Source organism: Spirulina subsalsa FACHB-351, from assembly GCF_026130165.1.
GTDB lineage: Bacteria > Cyanobacteriota > Cyanobacteriia > Cyanobacteriales > Spirulinaceae > Spirulina_A > Spirulina_A subsalsa_A.
The window spans coordinates 40,412-57,636 of the sequence record NZ_JAIHOM010000007.1 but is presented as its reverse complement, the minus strand read 5'-3'; the positions used below and the strand labels follow the sequence as shown (position 1 = coordinate 57,636).

The window sequence follows — 17,225 nt, the reverse complement described above, 5'->3', positions numbered from 1 at the left end:
AATTTAGACTTCCTCCTGGGGACGAACAATAAACTTAGTCTTGATGGGCAGTTTTTGGGCGGCCAGACGCATGGCTTCCCGGGCGACTTCTTCACTCACCCCGGCCATTTCAAACATGATGCGACCGGGTTTAACTACGGCTACCCAGAATTCGGGGGAGCCTTTCCCTGAACCCATCCGGGTTTCGGCGGGTCGCATGGTCACGGGTTTATCGGGGAAAATCCGAATCCAGATTTTCCCACCCCGGCGGACATAACGGGTCATGGCACGACGGGCGGCCTCAATTTGGCGGGCAGTAATCCAAGAGGGTTCTGTGGCTTGGAGCGCAAACTCACCAAAATTAAAGGTAGTACCTCCTTTGGCCAGACCTCTCATCCGCCCACGGTGTTGTTTCCGGAACTTTGTTCTTCTAGGACTTAACATGGTTGGGTAATCGGTAATGGGTGATGGGTGCAGGCTGGGAACAATGATCCCGACCGCAACCCTTATCCTTGCTCCCGGTCATCCTCAACCGTTAACAATTCGGAAGATCCACCTATTCGGAGCGGTCTTCAAATTGTTGACGGCGACGTTGACGACGGGGGGTTTGCGCGGGAGCGGCGCTGGGGGCTTCTTCTTGACCGGGGATGATTTCCCCTTTGAAGACCCAGACCTTAATGCCTAAGATCCCGTAGATCGTGCGGGCGGTGCGATAGGCGTAGTCGATATCAGCGCGCAGGGTGTGCAGGGGAACCCGACCTTCGCGAGTCCACTCGGTCCGGGCAATTTCTGCCCCGTTTAAGCGGCCACTGACTTGGATCTTGATGCCTTGCACTTCGGCTCGTTGGGCGCGTTGAATGGCTTGACGCACTACGCGCCGGAACGAAACCCGTCGTTCCAGTTGTTGGGCGATGTATTCGGCGATTAAGACCCCATCGGCATCGACGCGGGAGACTTCGATCACGTTGACGCGGATTTGGCGGTTGCCGCCGAGGTGTTCTTGCAGTCCGGTGCGGAGGGATTCAATACCACTGCCGCCCCGACCGACCACTACGCCGGGGCGAGCGGTATGAATTTCTAGGTCGATTTGATCGGCTTTCCGTTCGATGCGCACATCAGAGATTCCGGCGTTGTTGAGGTTTTTCTCGACATACTGCCGAATCTGATGATCTTCTTGCAGGAGTTCGGGATAGCGTTTGGTATCGGCATACCAACAGGACTTATGCTCTTTGGTGACTCCTAAACGGAAACCAGTTGGATGAATCTTCTGTCCCACGTTTTTTTCCTCTATTCCTCTAGTAATGGGGCAACGGCAACGGTGATGTGACAGGTGGGCTTATGGATTTGATAAGCCCGGCCTTGGGCGCGAGCGCGAAACCGCCGCAGTTTGGGACCTTGGTCGGCGTAGGCTTGGGTCACTACCAGGTCTCTGGGGTCATAACCGTTGTTGTGTTCCGCATTGGCCACCGCAGAACGGAGGACTTTGGTGATCGGTTCACAGGCTCGATAGGGCATGAATTCGAGGATAATCAGGGCTTCCCGGTAGGAGCGACCCCGAATTTGGTCGAGTACGCGCCGCACTTTAAAGGGGGACATCCGAATGTAGCGGGCGATCGCTTTAACTTCTTCTTGTGTTTCAACTGCCATAGTTTTCTCCCCTTAGCGTCTCCCGGCTTTTTTGTCACTTTTGGCGTGGCCGCGGAAGGTCCGGGTCGGTGCAAATTCGCCTAATTTATGACCCACCATTTGCTCGGACACATAAACGGGGACGTGCTGCCTCCCGTTATGAACGGCAATGGTGTGACCTACCATGTTGGGCAGAATGGTTGAGGCGCGGGACCAGGTTTTAATCACCTGTTTTTCGCCTTTTTCATTCAGCTTTTCGATTTTGCTTAATAAACTGTCCGCGATGAAGGGACCTTTTTTCAGAGAACGACTCATAGTTTTTGCCTCCTACCTTGAGCTACGTCGCCGGACGATCAGGCGATCGCTCGGTTTATTGCGTTTACGAGTTTTACGACCCAAGGCGGGTTTACCCCAAGGCGTGACTGGGCCGGGACGACCGATGGGAGCGCGGCCTTCACCACCACCATGGGGGTGATCCACCGGGTTCATGGCACTGCCTCGGACTTCCGGTCTACGGCCTAAGTGGCGGGAGCGTCCGGCTTTCCCTAAACTCAAGTTGCGGGCATCGGCGTTGCCGACTTTACCAATGGTGGCGTAGCATTCTTTGCGCACCATGCGCACCTCTTTGGAGGGTAAGCGCAGGGTGACGTAATCCCCTTCTTTGGCGACTACTTGGGCTGAACCGCCAGCCGCTCGTACCATTTGCCCTCCCCGACCGGGGTATAACTCGATGTTGTGAACATCGGTCCCTAATGGGATGTTACTTAAGGGCAGGGCGTTGCCGTCTTCGTAGGGGGCCGTGGGACCCGAGACTACGGTACTCCCGACTTGTAATTTGTCGGGACAGATAATGTAACGCTTTTCTCCATCTTGGTAGTAGAGCAAAGCAATGCGAGCGCTGCGGTTGGGGTCATATTCAATGGCCGCCACCCGCGCTGGAATGTTGTGTTTATCCCGCCGAAAATCAATTAAACGGTAGAGGCGTTTGTGTCCACCCCCCCGACGGCGGCTAGTAATTACCCCCCGGTTATTGCGACCTTTTTTGCGGTGCTTATACTGGGTGAGGGATTTTTCTGGTTTACTCTTGGTGATGTCCGCAAAGTCAGAAACACTGGCTTGCCGAGTCCCAGGAGTCATTGGTCGATAAGAACGAATACCCATTTTAGATTTTAGATTTTAGATGTGGTAGTTGTTGGTCTGACCTAAACATCTGGGAAGAGAACAATGGAATCCCCTTCGGCTAAGGTGACGATGGCGCGTTTGTATTGGGGTTTATAGCCCACAAACCGCCCGACCCGTTTTTTCTTACGCGGGGGGCGCGCTGTGTTCACTTTCGTCACTTTGACGTTAAATAAACTCTCAATGGCCGCTTTAATCTCGGGTTTGGTGGCTTTGAGAACCACATCAAAGACGTATTTGTTTTGTTCAAGCAACAGGGTTGCTTTTTCCGTCACAATCGGCTTGATGATCAGATCGGCTAAATCACGGGGATTGTACTCAGTCACTGTAGACCTCCTGAATCGTTGCCAGTGCTGAAGGAGTGGTAACAATGCGGTCGGCGTTCAGTAAGTCGTAAACGTTTAACTGATTCGCTGAAATCATTCTCAGATTGGCGATATTCCGACCGGATAGGTAAACCCCCTCCACTTTTTCGTTAAGGATGAGCAGCACTTTCCGGTCAAGGTTTGCACCCCAACGGTTTAAAGCGGTGACTAAATCCTTGGTTTTGGGGCGAGCAAATTGTTCGGCAAATTCTTCCACTACAATGATGTCCTCTGCCCGACTGGCGATCGCTGTTCTCAAAGCCAGCCGCCGCTCTTTGCGGTTCATTTTTTGGCTATAATCTCTGGGTTTGGGTCCGAAAATGACCCCGCCTCCCCGCCACAGGGGAGAACGAATGGATCCGGCTCTGGCGCGTCCGGTGCCTTTTTGCCGCCAAGGTTTACGTCCCCCCCCACGCACTTCGGCGCGGGTTTTGGTGGAGGCGGTACCTTGTCGGGCGTTGGCCAGTTGACGCACTAGGGCGCGGTGAACAATATGGGCTGCATTTTCTTCTTTAGCAACCTTCAGTTCTAGGGTGGCTTCACCAACCGCTTCCCCTTCCCAGTTTTTCACTACACAAGTAACCATTGTTTATTTTCTGGTTCCTATTTTCTGGTTCGTTTTCTGTTCTAGGATTGGACTGATGGCTCTATTGACCGACAATATTGGCGGGCGTAATGCTGACCAATGCGCCGGGTTTGCCGGGGACAGAGCCTTTCACCAGTAACAGGTTGCGTTCTGCGTCCACTCGCACCACTTCCAGCTTGCGGATGGTCACTTTGGTTCCGCCATAGCGTCCAGCCATGCGTTTCCCGGGGAAAATCCGACCGGGAGTTGTCCCCGGACCGGTAGAACCGGGTTGTCGGTGGTTTTTGGAACCGTGAGACATGGGGCCGCGTCGGAAGTTATGCCGCTTTTGATAGCCCGCAAAACCACGACCGATGCTCGTTCCATGAACATCAATCAGTTGACCGGGGCTAAAAATATCAGCCTTGATGGCTTGTCCCAGTTCAAATGTATTGGATTCTGAGACGCGATACTCTGTGAGATGACGCAGAGGCGCAGCCCCAGATTTTTCTAAGTGACCGAGTTCTGGCTTGGTTAACGCTTTGGGTCGAACTTCTTGGTAGCCGACCTGAACGGCGGTGTAGCCATCGGTTTCTGGTGTTTTAATTTGAGTAACGGTGCATGGACCTGCTTGAATGACTGTCACCGGAATCGCTTTTCCGGTTTCTTGGTCAAAAATTTGAGTCATGCCCAGTTTGGTACCGAGGATACCGAAAGACACGGGTTTACCCCTCTCTTTTGCTAGACAACACTACTTGAATCAACTTGAATTAAAGATTTGGGCCCGGAGATAGGTTCGTCCTCCGATGTTGCCCGCACTTCACAAGAAACGTCCATGACGACCACGCACAGGATCATCCAGACGGGATGACCGGAACATGATGATCACGGAAGATCAACGGTTTTCGCGTTTTGCTATCGGGTTTAACCTGTTTGCAGGGACTAGAAATCTAGGAGTTCTGTGAACGGTCAAACCAAGTAATTAGCTAACGAGTTGCCGTGTTTCGCTCAGGACTTAAGGAACTCAATTAAGCTCTCCTCAGTATCTTGAACGAGGCATTCATCTAGTGTCACGCTGGAACTCTGGGGGTTGAAACCCTTTTGTTTCTTCAGGTGGTCACTGATTGAACCTCACGTTCAACCTCAACACGCTTAGGGTGTTTATGAGGTCACAATCGTCCACTATAGCGGTTTTGACGCAAAGAGTCAAGGGATGGGAGAGAGATTGGGAATTGAGCCGGGAGTCTTTATAATTGGCAAGGAGATCAAGCCGTTTTTTAGCAATGTGAGAAGGTTATGCCGCTACTGACGACGGGGAAACCCTTTATTCGGGATTTAGAAAAGCATGGTGCTTTAGGTGTGTACGCGCCCTTAGAAGGGGGTTTTGAGGGTCGCTATCAACGACGCTTACGGGCTACGGGGTATTATTCCCTCCACTTGACAGCGCGGGGCTTGGGGGATGTAGCGTCCTATTTAACGGGGGTGCATGGGGTGCGACCTCCTCATTTAGGCAAGAAGAATATTGCCCAGAGTGCGGCTGTGGGGCCGGTGTATTATGTTCCGGCGATCGCACTCTCCCAATTAGAAACCCTGCCACCCACCGCTAAAGGTCTAGTCTTGTGGATTCTTGAAGGCATGATTTTGTCCAACCAAGAAATTGAATATCTGGTCAATCTGCCCAAACAAGAACCCCGATTGAAAGTTGTCTTAGAATTAGGAGGAGAGCGTTATTTCCGGTGGCAACCCCTTCAGGATGTCATTCGCGCTGCCTAACTCTCCATTCTTTCAACCTTGCAGAAGCGGGGAGACTCCCATGCTAGAAGCCCGTGACTACACCCTGATTATTGATAAAAGTGGCAGTATGTCACAAATTGACCCGCGAGTAGGCAAAAGTCACTGGGAAATCATGCAGGAGTCTACCCTTGCTTTAGCCATACAGTGCGAGATGTTTGACCCCGATGGCATTACAGTTTATGTATTTTCCGGGCGTTTTCGTCGTTATGATCATGTTACATCTGACCGAGTGGCACGAATCTTTCAGGAAAACACCCCCACAGGTCACACCGGGCTTTGTAGCGCCTTAGAGGATGCCCTACATAGTTATTTTGAACGAAAGGCATTAGGGCAGTCTAAGCCCAATGGAGAGACATTTTTAGTCGTAACTGATGGCAATATTAAAGATCGAGGGCGCTTAATTCGTTTAATCCTAGACGCTTCACAACGGATTGAGCGAGATGATGAGTTAGCGATTTCCTTTATTCAAGTCGGTCATAATGGAGAGGCGACCCGTTTTTTAAAGGTATTAGATGATCAGTTGCAAGGGGCGGGAGCGCGTTTTGATATTGTGGACACTTTGACGATTGATGAAATGGGGGAAATGACGTTAACGGATGTTCTCATTCATGCCATTGTCGATTGATGGGGGGAAAGCCGTAACGGGGTTAATATGAAAGTAGAACCTCAACCTAATGATATTCTAGCCCAGAGGAGGAAGCCACCCATGTCAGAGCAACAAGGGGAACTTGATAGCTTTTTAACTAACCTCCAGAATCAGTTTGTTCGCCCGCCGACTCAATCCCCACCTGTCTCTCAACCGAAACCGCCCGTTTCTGCGGCAACCGATGACTTTTTGCAGGAGTTGCAAGCGCAATTTTCCCAGGTCAGTCAACCTAAAGAGCCTACGGTTGACCTAGATTTTGATCACTTATTAGAGAAGTGGCAAAAACCAAAATCTGAGCCAGATTTAGCGCAGCAACTCCAAGAAAAAGAGAAGTTGCTTAGAATTGAACGGGAGCAAGCATGGCGACGGCAACAACAAGAAAAGGCGTTAAAACGTCAGGCCGAAATGTGGTTAAAACAGTTAGATCCAGATTCAGATGAGGGATTATGGTTTGAAGAGTTTGCCTATCATTATCCTTCTAAGTTAGCCGCCGCAATGGACTATTTAAAGGCATTGTGTCAAGAATCCTAAAAGAAAATATATCAATTTGACTGGATGATGAAGTTGCCGGAGTCCTTTCAGTCGGGATTTCAAATACCGTAGATTCCCTTAACACATTCGAGGGGATTGTCATGGAACAGGTGTCTAATTGAATTTACTTAAGGTCTGCTGAGAAACTTCAAATTATTCGAGACACCGAAACCGGACGGAGAGATGCCGATAAACTGGTTAAAGTTTGTCTCAAAAATGGTCAGGAAATGGTTCGCTTTATGGAACAGGTGTCCGATTGAACCTACTTAATTAAATCTCTGGAGCAAAATCAATGAATTGTATCGCACTTCTCATTGTTATAAGTTGGTTTGTTTTTGTGGGTTATATTATCTCAAGCTTCTCCGGCTTATTCACTGTACAAGGAGATATGCTAGTTTATGACAATAAGTTTGTGTTTCTTATAATACTGTTCTGGATGCTCGTTTTTTATATCCCATCGGTTAAAGTAAGTCGTACCTTATTTGATAGTTTTGTGGATAAAAAGTCAACCCAGAAAGCATCACAAAAATATCACTTTTGTGACACAATTGTTGTTTTGTTTAGCTATTTTCTTATTCTTTTAGTGCTGATTCCATTCGCACAAATCCAGGCTAGCGACTACTTAAAACGCGAAAGCTTTTTCGCATCAACATACCTTTCATCAGTTCAGAGTCAACAAGAAGGTTATTTTCAAATGTACCAGTCTTTTAGTGAAAAGCCGAATCCACTAAGAGAGATTCCAGTGCGGACGAAGAAATACACTTATTCCACGAGTTTAACAGAGGATGCTGTTTTTATATCTGGGATTCCCAATGAGGAGATAAAAGATAAAGTTGATGCTTATATCGTGGGTGTATTTTCCCCTGACCCCAATGGGGAGGATAATGGGGATGATGAACCCAATAAAATTCAATTCAAATCTATTATCTGTCACGGGAAAAACCTGTCAGATCCTCTGCCAAAACCGAGATTGTATTATGGGAAACTAGAATGTGGAGGCAAGACAACAGAATTTAAGTTTGATTATGAAAAGTAACGTTCTAAGGTTTCTGTAAGTTTGTCGGCAATCCCTTCAATCCACACTTCATCCTGTTTGGTGTAGCTACGGGGGGCATTGGCACCTAAGATGAGAACGCCGTTTTTGCCAAGGGGTTGACAAATAACTCCTTGTGTGTTCTCGGGTAGATAATCAAACTCAATGCGACCGGGATAAACCTTTAACTCTACGAGATAGACGGGTTTTTGTTGTTCTAATACTCGCCGGATAATACCTCCGGCTGTTACCTCGGGTTTGGGGGGGAGGATGCCGCGTCTGAGGAGGGTGCGCTGTTGGTAGTAGAGAACAACGCTACGGGTGACGGTATTGGTTAAGAGGAGGTGAGAAGCCCAAGCGAGTTCTATTTTCACTTCGTCGGGTAGGTCTTCGGCTAGCTCAAACTGTTCTTCTCCAATCAGTGTGACTGTTTCGGGGGGTTTGGGTTGAATTTGTTGCCAGATTAACCCTACAAGAATCAGTAGGGCGCTTAAAATGACTCCCAAGGCATCGGAACGGGATTGGGTGGCTGTAATTTCTGAGGTGGAAAAACGGTTAAATAATAATAGGATGGCTCCGAGTCCCCCTGTAATGAGGGGGAGTAAACGGAGGACACGATTGGGGTCAGATTGTGCCATAGGGCGTTTTGGGTTCAGTGAGAGATTCAGGAATTCCCCAACCACTCAATCAAGGGGTGGTGGCAGGGGAGAATTAGTATAGGACTCACTCGAAATTATTCTTCACCGGGTTCTAAGATGCGTTGAAACAGGTAGCCTGTACCCCGTGCGGTGAGGATTAACTCGGGATTGCTGGGGTCGTCTTCTAGTTTGGCACGCAGGCGGGAAATATGGACATCGACAACGCGGGTGTCTACATGGCGTTCGGGGGTATAGCCCCAAACTTCTTGTAGGATTTCTGAGCGGGAAAAGGCTTCTCCTGAACGACTGACTAGGAGTTCCAAGAGACTAAATTCCATTCCGGTGAGGCGGATGCGTTCGTCTCCTTTATAAACTTGCCGCTTGTTGGTGTCAATTTTTATGGAACCAACTTGAATCACGCCGGAACTGGGGATTCCTGATGCTCCGTTTTTATCGACTCGGCGCAAAACGGAGCGAATTCTAGCTTCGAGTTCTTTGGGTGAAAAGGGTTTCACTACATAGTCGTCGGCTCCGAGTTCTAATCCGGTAATGCGGTCGGCGACATCACCGAGGGCGGTGAGCATAATAATGGGGATGTCTGATTCTTTGCGCAGTTCTTGGCAAACGCCATAACCGTCTAGTTTGGGCATCATGACATCTAGTACCACCAAGTCGGGCTGGGTGGTGCGGAATGTTTCTATGGCTTCTTCTCCATCGGCGGCGGTGACAACATCGTACCCAATCATAGAAAGACGGGTTTCTAGGATGCGGCGGATACTGGCTTCATCATCGACAACGAGGATCTTTTCCTTATGAGTTTCCAAGGAACTCAACTCTCCTTCTCTACGGGGGGACTACTCATTAACAATTACGCGATCGCCAATTTAGCTATCGTGCAATGAAATGGCGATTACTTATAATTAGGATATCCTGTTCAGGTTTAATCTCAAGCCCTCCCTAGCCTTTTTGGGACTAAATTTAGGAGTTTTTAAGATTTGTATTTATTGTTAAGATTTATTTCATTCCGGCGCGGATTGTTTATTTTTTCGCCATCGGGTTAAATTGAGAGAAATTGTCAACGGCGATCGCCATGCCCAAATCGCGAACGAGCTATTTATGTAACGAGTGTGGAGCCGAAACGCCCCAATGGTTTGGTAAATGCCCGAACTGTGGCACCTATGGTTCCCTAGAGGAGCAGATTGTCGCCAGTGATTCTCTGGTGAATGCTCGGGTGGGGTGGCAGTCCCAAAAACGCAATAATAACAACAGTTCCCCCAAGGCTTCCACCCAACCCCGTTCTTCTATGCGCTTTTCGGATATTTCCCAGGGGGAGCAGAGCCGTTTCCCGTCGGGGTATGGGGAGTTTGACCGGGTGTTGGGGGGGGGGATTGTGCCGGGGGCGTTGATTTTGATTGGGGGGGATCCGGGGATTGGCAAGTCTACGCTTTTGTTGCAAACGGCGCACCAGTTGGCGAAAGATCACCGCATTTTGTATGTGAGTGCGGAGGAGTCGGGGCAACAGGTGAAGTTGCGCGCTGGCCGTTTGTGGGTGGGTTTGGATGAGTTGACGGAGGAGGAACAACAAAACGGCAAGGGGACGATGGCTAAGGTGGTGAATGATCATCTCTATGTGTTGCCGGAGACGGATTTGGAGGAGATTTTACGGGAGTTGGAGTCTTTGCGGCCCCAGGTGGCGGTGATTGATAGTATTCAAACTCTTTACTTTTCGTCTTTAACGTCGGCGCCGGGTTCTGTGGCTCAGGTGCGAGAATGTACGTCAGCGTTGATGCAGGTGGCGAAACGGGAAAATATTACGCTGTTAATTGTAGGTCATGTGACGAAGGAGGGGGCGATCGCCGGACCTAGGGTGTTGGAGCATTTAGTGGATACGGTACTGTATTTTGAGGGCGATCGCTATGCCTCCCATCGTCTTCTGCGTTCGGTGAAAAATCGCTTCGGGGCGACCCATGAAATCGGTATTTTCGAGATGGTGGAAAATGGGTTACGGGAGGTGGATAATCCCTCAGAATTGTTCCTCGGCAACCGGGAAGAATCGTCTCCGGGTACGGCTACGGTGGTGGCCTGTGAAGGGACTCGCCCTATTGTGGTGGAGTTGCAGGCGCTGGTGAGTCCCACGAGTTATGCTTCCCCTCGTCGGGCGACTACGGGGGTGGACTATAGCCGTTTACAGCAAATTTTAGCGGTGCTGGAGAAACGGTTAGGGGTGCCTTTATCTAAATTAGATGCTTATGTGGCTTCGGCCGGGGGTTTAGGGGTGGCGGAACCGGCAGCCGATTTGGGGATTGCGGTGGCTGTGGTGGCTAGTTTTCGCGATCGCATTGTGGACCCTCGCACAGTATTAATCGGCGAAGTGGGATTAGGGGGACAGGTGCGCCTTGTCTCTCAAATGGAGTTACGGTTAAAGGAAGCGGCTAAATTAGGCTTTAAACGGGCGATTGTCCCCAAAGGACAGGCCTTTGCTGATGATTTGGGCTTAGAGGTCATTCCGGTGAACAAGGTCATTGATGCCATTGTAGCGGCCATTCCCCCCCAGCCCCGTTTTGGTGCGGCCTTGTCTCCTGATGAGGAAATGGATTTAGGGCATGGGGAATAGGCAATCCTGACCAGTTAAGCCTTTTCTCCTCTTGTCAAGGTCAGGGAATAGATTACTGATGACTGATTACTAGGGAATAAATATCAATTATCAGTTATAAACTATCGATTTCCCACACAGAATAACAAGCCGTCATATTTTTTTCAGGATCTTTTATATTTTCTTAATATTATTGCTAGAATGGCCTCAGCGCGGATATGGATTCGAGGATCTAGCTCAGTATTTTTACTTAAAAATTATCTTAGAAAATTGTCCCTGAACCCAGTGATAACCTGATCTCAGCCTTTCTTCACACTCTCCTATGACACTTCACTTTCAACTTACAATGGACTCTTCAAACTTGGTTGGAACGTCTTCTACTGTTCACCCCCTATCTCATCTTCAACTGCAATGGATTTGTCATCACTTATTGCCGTTGACTGATCAAGGGGTAGTGATTTGCTCCGTTCAAGCGACTGAACTAATTATCATTGAGTGTAACGAACCCTTTGCTCAAATGATGGGTCGCTCAAAACAGGATTTGCTCGGACAGTCTTTTCCCATTCGGAATCAACAAATCCTGTGGAATGCGCTGCATATTGCCATCACCACACGCACGGAGCAGTATTTAACTTTACCAATATTTGATCAACCCCAAGCGGCTCAATGGCAAGGTATTCGCTTTGTTCCGCTCTGTGATGAGGCGGGGGAAGTGACTCATCTGATGAGTACCTATCAGATGATTACCCCCCCAGATGCCATGATTAATGCTGAACTGAGTCACTTGATGCAGTTTTCGGTGGAACGAGCAGGTGATGCTATATTTTTCATTAATCCAGAGGGCATGATTATCTATGCTAACCAAGCAGCCTGTGATTTGTTGGGTTACTCGACAGAAGAACTGTGTAGAAAGACGATTCCCGATATAGCGCCGGGTTTTTCACAGGAAGACTGGGTGAATCATTGGCGAATGATTGAAATTGAGGGATCTTTCACCTTTGAGGCGATTAATCAAGCGCGGAATGGGGAGAACATTCCGGTTGAAATTACGGTTAATTATATTGAACTCAATGGTAAGGCCTATAATTGCGCTTTTACCCGGGATATTCGCGATCGCAAACAAGCCCAAGCCGAACTCCGGAAAAAAGACGAACTCTATCATGTTCTCGCCCAAAATATCCCAAACGGTTGTGTGATGCTCTTTGACCAGAACTGTCGTTATATTTTGGCCGAAGGGAAAGGATTGGAAACCGTCGGACTTTCCAAAGATAAAATCGAAGGAAAAACCTTACAGGAAGCCTTTCCTCCGGTGGTGAGTAAGACCTTTATGGGAGCTTATCAACGGGCGTTAACGGGGGAATCTACCGTCGTGGAGTATCGCTACGAAGACCACGATTTTCTGATCCATATTGTTCCAGTCCGGGATGAAAACGGGGAGATTTCCGGAGGGATGACCACCACTCAAGATATTACCCATCAAAAATCGATTCAACGGGAATTAATTGCTCTGGCCACCCAACAAAAATTAGTCAGTGAAATGGCTCATCGGATTCGGGAGTCGTTGGATGTTGAAGAGGTCTTACAAACGGCCGTTGAGGAAATCCGTCAAGTTTTAGATACGGATCGGGTGTTGCTATACCGTTTTAATGAAGATTGGAGTGGGGATGTCGTCGTTGAGTCTGTCGGACGTGGGTGGAAATCGGTCTTAGGGATGAATATTCAAGATGATTGTTTCCTATCCTCTTATGTTCCAGATTATCAACAGGGTCGTGTACGTGCCATTCCCAATGTGGCGGCTGAAAAGTTAGATCCATGCCATCAAGCACTGTTGGAAAGCTTACAAGTCAAAGCCAATTTAGTGCTACCTGTTGCTCATGGGGACAAGTTGTGGGGGTTACTCATTCTCCATCATTGTCGAGTTCCTCGACAATGGCAACATTGGGAAACTGAACTTTTGAAACCTCTGGCGGTACAGTTGGCGATCGCCATTCGTCAAGCGGCACTGTTTAATCAACTGCAAAATGAGTTAGAAGAGCGATCGCGCACTGAAGAAGCCCTACGCCAATCCGAAACCCAACTGAAAGCCCAAACTGAACAACTCAGCGAGGCACTCCGGGATCTCCAATATACCCAAACCCAACTGATTCAAACTGAAAAAATGTCCAGTCTTGGGCAATTAGTCGCAGGCATTGCCCATGAAATTAATAACCCCACGGCTTTTATTGCCGGGAATATCACCCACAGCGCTGAATATGCCGAGGACTTATTTGAACTGATTGACCACTACCGGAAATACTGCCAGAATCCCTCCCCAGAAATTCAAGCCTGTTACGAAGCCATTGACTATGAATTTATTGAGGAAGATTTTCCGAAACTCCTCCAGTCTATGCAATCGGGCGTAGAACGAATTCGCAATATTATCTTATCCTTGCGTAACTTTTCCCGTTTAGATGAAGCTGAACGCAAGGATGTAGATATTCATGAAGGATTAGACAGTACCTTGATGATGCTGAAAAGTCGGATTAATAATCAAAAAATCCCCATTAAAGTAGAAAAGAAATATGGAAATACACCTGAAATTGAGTGTTATCCCGGCTTGCTGAATCAGGTTTTTTTGAATTTACTGGATAATTCCATTGATGCCTTAGAAGAAAAACTAACTCAGTCAAATACTTTTGTGCCAACTATTGTTTTAGAAACGAGCCTTGAGGATAAACAAGATCCAGAAACTCCTCAAATTTGTATTCGAATTAAAGATAATGGGATTGGGATTCCTCCAGAAATTGTCTCCCAAATCTTTGATCCATTCTTTACGACTAAGCCCATTGGTGAAGGGACAGGATTAGGCCTCGCTATGAGTTATCAAACCATTGTCGAAAAACATCAAGGGCAAATCTTCTGTTATTCCGAACCGGGAGAAACAACGGAGTTTGTGATTTATCTACCGATTAATAGTCCTAAGTAGGGTCTGCTGAATAACTTCGGGAGTTGGGAGTCAGGAAAAAGTCCCTCAATGACTCAGGATGAGTCCTGTCATGGCGAGGGGGAAACGTTAGTCTGGGGGATGTATCAGAAAAGCCCCCCGAAGCCATCCCTTCAACTGAAGATGGCTTCCCATACGCGATCGCTTCCCATAACAGAAAGTCCCCCAAGCCATCCCTTCTCACGCTTCATCAAACTTTGCTTTTTGTCTCACAATCCATAAAACAAGCTAAAGATCAGGCTTCTCCTCTAGAAATCACCACTAGGATTCAGAGTAGAAGTGCATTGTTGTGTCTGTGCTAAAGCCGATGAGAACACCCTCAGAAGTCTTGCGATTCACTGCATTAGGATAGTTCCTCCCGCCGTTAACCATTCCAAGGTTGAGCAGGAGTATTGAAAGGAGGTTTACATGAGAATTGCGATCGCCCGAGAAGATTTAGAAGGAGGAGAACGCCGAGTTGCCCTAATCCCTGATATGGTATCCCGGCTGACCAAAAAAGGCTGGGAAATTTGTGTAGAAACCGGAGCAGGAACAGGCTCTTTTTTTAGCGATGAAGACTATAGCCAAGCCGGAGCGCAAATCATAGGCGATAAAGGGCAACTGTGGCGAGAAGCTGATCTAATCGTCAAAGTCGCCCCCCCCAAGGATGACGAACTAGAGCAACTCCACGAAGGAGCCGCCCTGATTAGTTTCCTCAACCCCTTGGGACAACCAGAAACCGCCCAAAAGCTAGCCGAGGGCAAAATCACCACCTTTAGTATGGAACTGATTCCCCGCACCAGTCGCGCTCAGAGTATGGATGCGCTCTCCTCCCAAGCGGGGGTAGCCGGGTATAAAGCCGTCCTGATTGCAGCCGCCACCTTACCCAAATTCTTCCCCATGTTGACCACCGCCGCCGGAACCATCCGCCCGGCCAAGGTGTTTGTCATTGGGGCTGGGGTAGCGGGACTTCAGGCGATCGCTACAGCCCGGCGTTTAGGTGCCGTAGTCGAAGCCTTTGATATTCGTCCCGCCGTCAAGGAAGAAGTCCAAAGCTTAGGGGCCAAATTCGTGGAGGTGGAACTTGAAGAAGAAACCACCGCCAAAGGAGGCTACGCTAAAGAAATCTCGGAAGAATCCAAACAACGCACCCAGGCCGTCATTGCCCAGCACGTCGCCAGTGCCGATGTGGTGATTACCACCGCCCAAGTTCCGGGGAAAAAAGCCCCCCTCTTAGTCACCGAGGACATGGTAGCCGCCATGAAACCTGGCACCGTGATTGTAGACATGGCCGCCGAACAAGGGGGCAATTGTGCCGTCAGTGAAGCGGGGAAAAATATCCAGTATCAAGGCGTGACCGTGATGGGACCGGTGAACTTGCCCTCCTCCATGCCCGTCCATGCCAGCGAAATGTACTCCAAAAACATCGCCACTCTGCTGCAATACCTCATCCAAGAGGACGGCAGCCTAAACCTTGATTTTAGCGATGACATTGTAGATGAAACCTGTGTCACCCACGGCGGGGAACTGCGCAATGAACGAGTGAAAGCCGCCCTGGGTCTTGAAAGTGTCGCCGTTTAAAGCTTGATCTGTTAATTTCGTCAAAACTATGACCACAGCAACCTTAATTACTTGTTTGTTTGTTTTTGTCTTGGCCTCCTTTGTGGGCTTTGAGGTGATTAACAAAGTCCCCCCCACCCTACACACCCCCCTGATGTCTGGAGCTAATGCCATCTCCGGTATTGCCGTATTAGGGGCGATTTTAGTCTCTGGGGCCAAGGATTGGAACTTAACCGTCATTTTGGGCTTTATCGCCGTCATTCTCGCCACCATTAACGTCGTCGGCGGTTTTCTGGTGACAGACCGGATGTTGCTCATGTTTAAGAAAAAGGAGGCTAAAGCATGAATCTGAGCGAATTTTTGCCCACTGGGATTCAATTGAGTTATCTGGTGGCCGCGTCCCTGTTTATTTTGGGTTTAAAACGCTTAGGCTCCCCGGCCACAGCGCGCCAAGGCAATCAACTAGCCGCCATTGGGATGTTCTTAGCCGTTGTCGCCACCTTGCTAGAACAGCAAGTCTTGAACTATCAGATCATTTTGATTGGGATTGTGATTGGCTCCGTGATTGGGGCCGTTGCTGCCTCGAAAGTGGAAATGACCGCCATGCCCCAAATGGTGGGGATTTTCAACGGTTTAGGCGGGGGGGCTTCGGCCCTAGTTGCGATCGCCGAATTTTGGCGACTCCTCAGCAGCAACGCCCCCCTCTCCACCACCTCCCTCGTCACCATTATCCTCGGCGTACTCATTGGTGGAGTCACCCTCACCGGGAGTTTTATCGCCTTCGCCAAACTTCAGGGCATCATGCCCGGGGCGCCCGTCCTCTTCCCCCTCCAGCAGGTGGTGAACTTCCTCATCCTCGCCGCCTTTTTAGGGGGCAGTGCCTACTTCCTCTTTGCCCCCCATACCCTGCCCATTTTCTACGGTCTAATTGCCATTTCCCTCATCCTCGGGGTGTTATTTGTCATCCCCATTGGTGGGGGGGATATGCCCGTAGTCATTTCCCTCTTAAACTCCTACTCTGGACTGGCCGCGGCCGCGGCTGGATTTGTGGTCAATAACAATATGTTGATCATTGCCGGGGCCCTAGTGGGAGCTTCCGGGCTAATCCTGACCAATATCATGTGTAAAGCCATGAACCGTTCTTTGGCCAATGTCCTATTTGCCGGATTTGGTTCAGATTCAGGGGAAGTGAGCAGCGCCGGAGGAGATGGCATCCAGAAGACCGTCCATAGCATTGATCCCGAAGAAGGGGCCATGATGTTGGGCTATGCCCGTTCTGTGGTCATTGTACCCGGGTATGGTATGGCCGTTGCTCAAGCGCAACACGCCGTCCGGGAATTAGCCGACCAATTGGAAGGTTTAGGGGTAGAAGTGAAATATGCGATTCACCCCGTCGCGGGTCGGATGCCCGGCCACATGAACGTTTTACTGGCAGAGGCCAATGTGCCTTATCCCCAACTCTACGACATGGACGACATCAACCCCCAATTTGATCAAACCGATGTCGCTTTAGTCATTGGGGCCAATGATGTAGTCAATCCAGCCGCCCGTCATGACCGCAGTAGTCCCATTTACGGAATGCCCATCTTGGAGGTAGATCACGCCAAGCATACCATTGTCATTAAGCGCAGTATGCGGGCGGGTTTTGCTGGGGTAGACAACGAGTTATTTTATGAGGACAAAACCATGATGTTGTTTGGCAGTGCCAAAGATGTGGTGACTCAGTTAGTGTCTGAAGTGAAACAGTTGTAGGG

General features: G+C 49.1%; 19 protein-coding genes. 9 read left to right on the top strand and 10 right to left on the bottom strand.

Annotation, left to right across the window (positions count from 1 at the left end; all coding sequences use genetic code 11):
• Positions 1 to 3 precede the first annotated feature (3 nt).
• The 8 genes from rplP to rplC form a co-directional block, all read right to left on the bottom strand.
• A complete protein-coding gene (gene rplP, locus K4A83_RS02390; protein ID WP_026079503.1) occupies positions 4 to 423 on the bottom strand; it encodes a 50S ribosomal protein L16 in 420 nt (139 codons plus the stop codon).
• A gap of 112 nt (positions 424 to 535) precedes the next feature.
• The gene (gene rpsC, locus K4A83_RS02385) at positions 536 to 1,255 is read right to left on the bottom strand and encodes a 30S ribosomal protein S3 (RefSeq protein ID WP_265262784.1); all 720 of its coding nucleotides are present in this window, start codon (positions 1,253 to 1,255) and stop codon (positions 536 to 538) included.
• Between the two features lie 11 nt (positions 1,256 to 1,266).
• Positions 1,267 to 1,626, bottom strand: a complete 360-nt coding sequence (gene rplV, locus K4A83_RS02380) for a 50S ribosomal protein L22 (protein ID WP_265262782.1) — start codon at positions 1,624 to 1,626, stop codon at positions 1,267 to 1,269.
• Between the two features lie 12 nt (positions 1,627 to 1,638).
• Positions 1,639 to 1,920, bottom strand: a complete 282-nt coding sequence (gene rpsS, locus K4A83_RS02375) for a 30S ribosomal protein S19 (RefSeq protein ID WP_017303348.1) — start codon at positions 1,918 to 1,920, stop codon at positions 1,639 to 1,641.
• Between the two features lie 12 nt (positions 1,921 to 1,932).
• Positions 1,933 to 2,766 carry a 50S ribosomal protein L2 gene (gene rplB, locus K4A83_RS02370; RefSeq protein WP_265262781.1) on the bottom strand — a complete coding sequence of 278 codons (834 nt, stop codon included), beginning with the start codon at positions 2,764 to 2,766 and terminating at the stop codon, positions 1,933 to 1,935.
• A gap of 41 nt (positions 2,767 to 2,807) precedes the next feature.
• Positions 2,808 to 3,110 (bottom strand): 50S ribosomal protein L23, encoded by a 303-nt coding sequence (locus K4A83_RS02365; RefSeq protein WP_265262780.1) that lies wholly within the window; start codon positions 3,108 to 3,110, stop codon positions 2,808 to 2,810.
• Complete coding sequence (rplD, locus tag K4A83_RS02360; protein WP_265262779.1) at positions 3,103 to 3,735, bottom strand: 50S ribosomal protein L4; 633 nt, start codon at positions 3,733 to 3,735, stop codon at positions 3,103 to 3,105. Before rplD ends, K4A83_RS02365 begins: the two co-directional genes overlap by 8 nt.
• Positions 3,736 to 3,796: 61 nt before the next feature.
• Entirely contained in the window at positions 3,797 to 4,435 is a 639-nt protein-coding gene (gene rplC, locus K4A83_RS02355; RefSeq protein WP_265262778.1) for a 50S ribosomal protein L3, read from the bottom strand.
• A gap of 575 nt (positions 4,436 to 5,010) precedes the next feature.
• Here rplC and ndhN point away from each other — a divergent pair.
• The 4 genes from ndhN (at position 5,011) to K4A83_RS02335 (ending at position 7,721) form a co-directional block, all read left to right on the top strand.
• Positions 5,011 to 5,487, top strand: a complete 477-nt coding sequence (ndhN, locus tag K4A83_RS02350) for an NAD(P)H-quinone oxidoreductase subunit N (RefSeq protein ID WP_265262777.1) — start codon at positions 5,011 to 5,013, stop codon at positions 5,485 to 5,487.
• 40 nt (positions 5,488 to 5,527) lie between these two features.
• Positions 5,528 to 6,133, top strand: a complete 606-nt coding sequence (locus tag K4A83_RS02345) for a vWA domain-containing protein (RefSeq protein WP_265262775.1) — start codon at positions 5,528 to 5,530, stop codon at positions 6,131 to 6,133.
• 81 nt (positions 6,134 to 6,214) lie between these two features.
• Positions 6,215 to 6,685 carry a salt stress protein, Slr1339 family gene (locus K4A83_RS02340; protein ID WP_265262774.1) on the top strand — a complete coding sequence of 157 codons (471 nt, stop codon included), beginning with the start codon at positions 6,215 to 6,217 and terminating at the stop codon, positions 6,683 to 6,685.
• Positions 6,686 to 6,977: 292 nt separating this feature from the next.
• Positions 6,978 to 7,721, top strand: coding sequence for a type IV pilin-like G/H family protein (locus tag K4A83_RS02335; RefSeq protein WP_265262773.1), 744 nt, complete (start codon positions 6,978 to 6,980; stop codon positions 7,719 to 7,721).
• On the opposite strand, the gene K4A83_RS02330 is transcribed toward K4A83_RS02335, so the two are convergent.
• Both K4A83_RS02330 and rpaB read right to left on the bottom strand, forming a co-directional pair.
• Positions 7,709 to 8,356 carry a cofactor assembly of complex C subunit B gene (locus K4A83_RS02330; protein ID WP_265262772.1) on the bottom strand — a complete coding sequence of 216 codons (648 nt, stop codon included), beginning with the start codon at positions 8,354 to 8,356 and terminating at the stop codon, positions 7,709 to 7,711. The genes K4A83_RS02335 and K4A83_RS02330 overlap by 13 nt on opposite strands.
• 95 nt (positions 8,357 to 8,451) lie before the next feature.
• The gene (rpaB, locus tag K4A83_RS02325) at positions 8,452 to 9,180 is read right to left on the bottom strand and encodes a response regulator transcription factor RpaB (protein WP_026079501.1); all 729 of its coding nucleotides are present in this window, start codon (positions 9,178 to 9,180) and stop codon (positions 8,452 to 8,454) included.
• A 266-nt stretch (positions 9,181 to 9,446) separates the two neighbouring features.
• Here rpaB and radA point away from each other — a divergent pair, with 266 nt between their 5' ends.
• From radA to K4A83_RS02300, 5 genes are all read left to right on the top strand, one after another.
• A complete protein-coding gene (radA, locus tag K4A83_RS02320; protein ID WP_265262771.1) occupies positions 9,447 to 10,970 on the top strand; it encodes a DNA repair protein RadA in 1,524 nt (507 codons plus the stop codon).
• Positions 10,971 to 11,295: 325 nt separating this feature from the next.
• Positions 11,296 to 13,914, top strand: coding sequence for a PAS domain-containing sensor histidine kinase (locus K4A83_RS02315; RefSeq protein ID WP_265262770.1), 2,619 nt, complete (start codon positions 11,296 to 11,298; stop codon positions 13,912 to 13,914).
• Between the two features lie 426 nt (positions 13,915 to 14,340).
• Positions 14,341 to 15,492: a Re/Si-specific NAD(P)(+) transhydrogenase subunit alpha gene (locus K4A83_RS02310; RefSeq protein WP_265262769.1), complete on the top strand. Its 1,152-nt coding sequence runs from the start codon at positions 14,341 to 14,343 to the stop codon at positions 15,490 to 15,492.
• Between the two features lie 28 nt (positions 15,493 to 15,520).
• A complete protein-coding gene (locus tag K4A83_RS02305) occupies positions 15,521 to 15,817 on the top strand; it encodes an NAD(P) transhydrogenase subunit alpha (protein WP_033374180.1) in 297 nt (98 codons plus the stop codon).
• Positions 15,818 to 15,819: 2 nt separating this feature from the next.
• The gene (locus K4A83_RS02300; protein WP_407809793.1) at positions 15,820 to 17,223 is read left to right on the top strand and encodes an NAD(P)(+) transhydrogenase (Re/Si-specific) subunit beta; all 1,404 of its coding nucleotides are present in this window, start codon (positions 15,820 to 15,822) and stop codon (positions 17,221 to 17,223) included.
• The last annotated feature ends 2 nt before the right edge of the window (positions 17,224 to 17,225 follow it).

Coding starts and splice junctions, on each gene's coding strand:
- rplP (WP_026079503.1), bottom strand. CDS start 423: ATGTTAAGTCCTAGAAGAACAAAGTTCCGGAAACAACACCGTGGGCGG.
- rplV (WP_265262782.1), bottom strand. CDS start 1,626: ATGGCAGTTGAAACACAAGAAGAAGTTAAAGCGATCGCCCGCTACATT.
- rpsS (WP_017303348.1), bottom strand. CDS start 1,920: ATGAGTCGTTCTCTGAAAAAAGGTCCCTTCATCGCGGACAGTTTATTA.
- rplB (WP_265262781.1), bottom strand. CDS start 2,766: ATGGGTATTCGTTCTTATCGACCAATGACTCCTGGGACTCGGCAAGCC.
- rplD (WP_265262779.1), bottom strand. CDS start 3,735: ATGGTTACTTGTGTAGTGAAAAACTGGGAAGGGGAAGCGGTTGGTGAA.
- ndhN (WP_265262777.1), top strand. CDS start 5,011: ATGCCGCTACTGACGACGGGGAAACCCTTTATTCGGGATTTAGAAAAG.
- K4A83_RS02345 (WP_265262775.1), top strand. CDS start 5,528: ATGCTAGAAGCCCGTGACTACACCCTGATTATTGATAAAAGTGGCAGT.
- K4A83_RS02340 (WP_265262774.1), top strand. CDS start 6,215: ATGTCAGAGCAACAAGGGGAACTTGATAGCTTTTTAACTAACCTCCAG.
- K4A83_RS02335 (WP_265262773.1), top strand. CDS start 6,978: ATGAATTGTATCGCACTTCTCATTGTTATAAGTTGGTTTGTTTTTGTG.
- K4A83_RS02330 (WP_265262772.1), bottom strand. CDS start 8,356: ATGGCACAATCTGACCCCAATCGTGTCCTCCGTTTACTCCCCCTCATT.
- radA (WP_265262771.1), top strand. CDS start 9,447: ATGCCCAAATCGCGAACGAGCTATTTATGTAACGAGTGTGGAGCCGAA.
- K4A83_RS02315 (WP_265262770.1), top strand. CDS start 11,296: ATGGACTCTTCAAACTTGGTTGGAACGTCTTCTACTGTTCACCCCCTA.
- K4A83_RS02310 (WP_265262769.1), top strand. CDS start 14,341: ATGAGAATTGCGATCGCCCGAGAAGATTTAGAAGGAGGAGAACGCCGA.
- K4A83_RS02305 (WP_033374180.1), top strand. CDS start 15,521: ATGACCACAGCAACCTTAATTACTTGTTTGTTTGTTTTTGTCTTGGCC.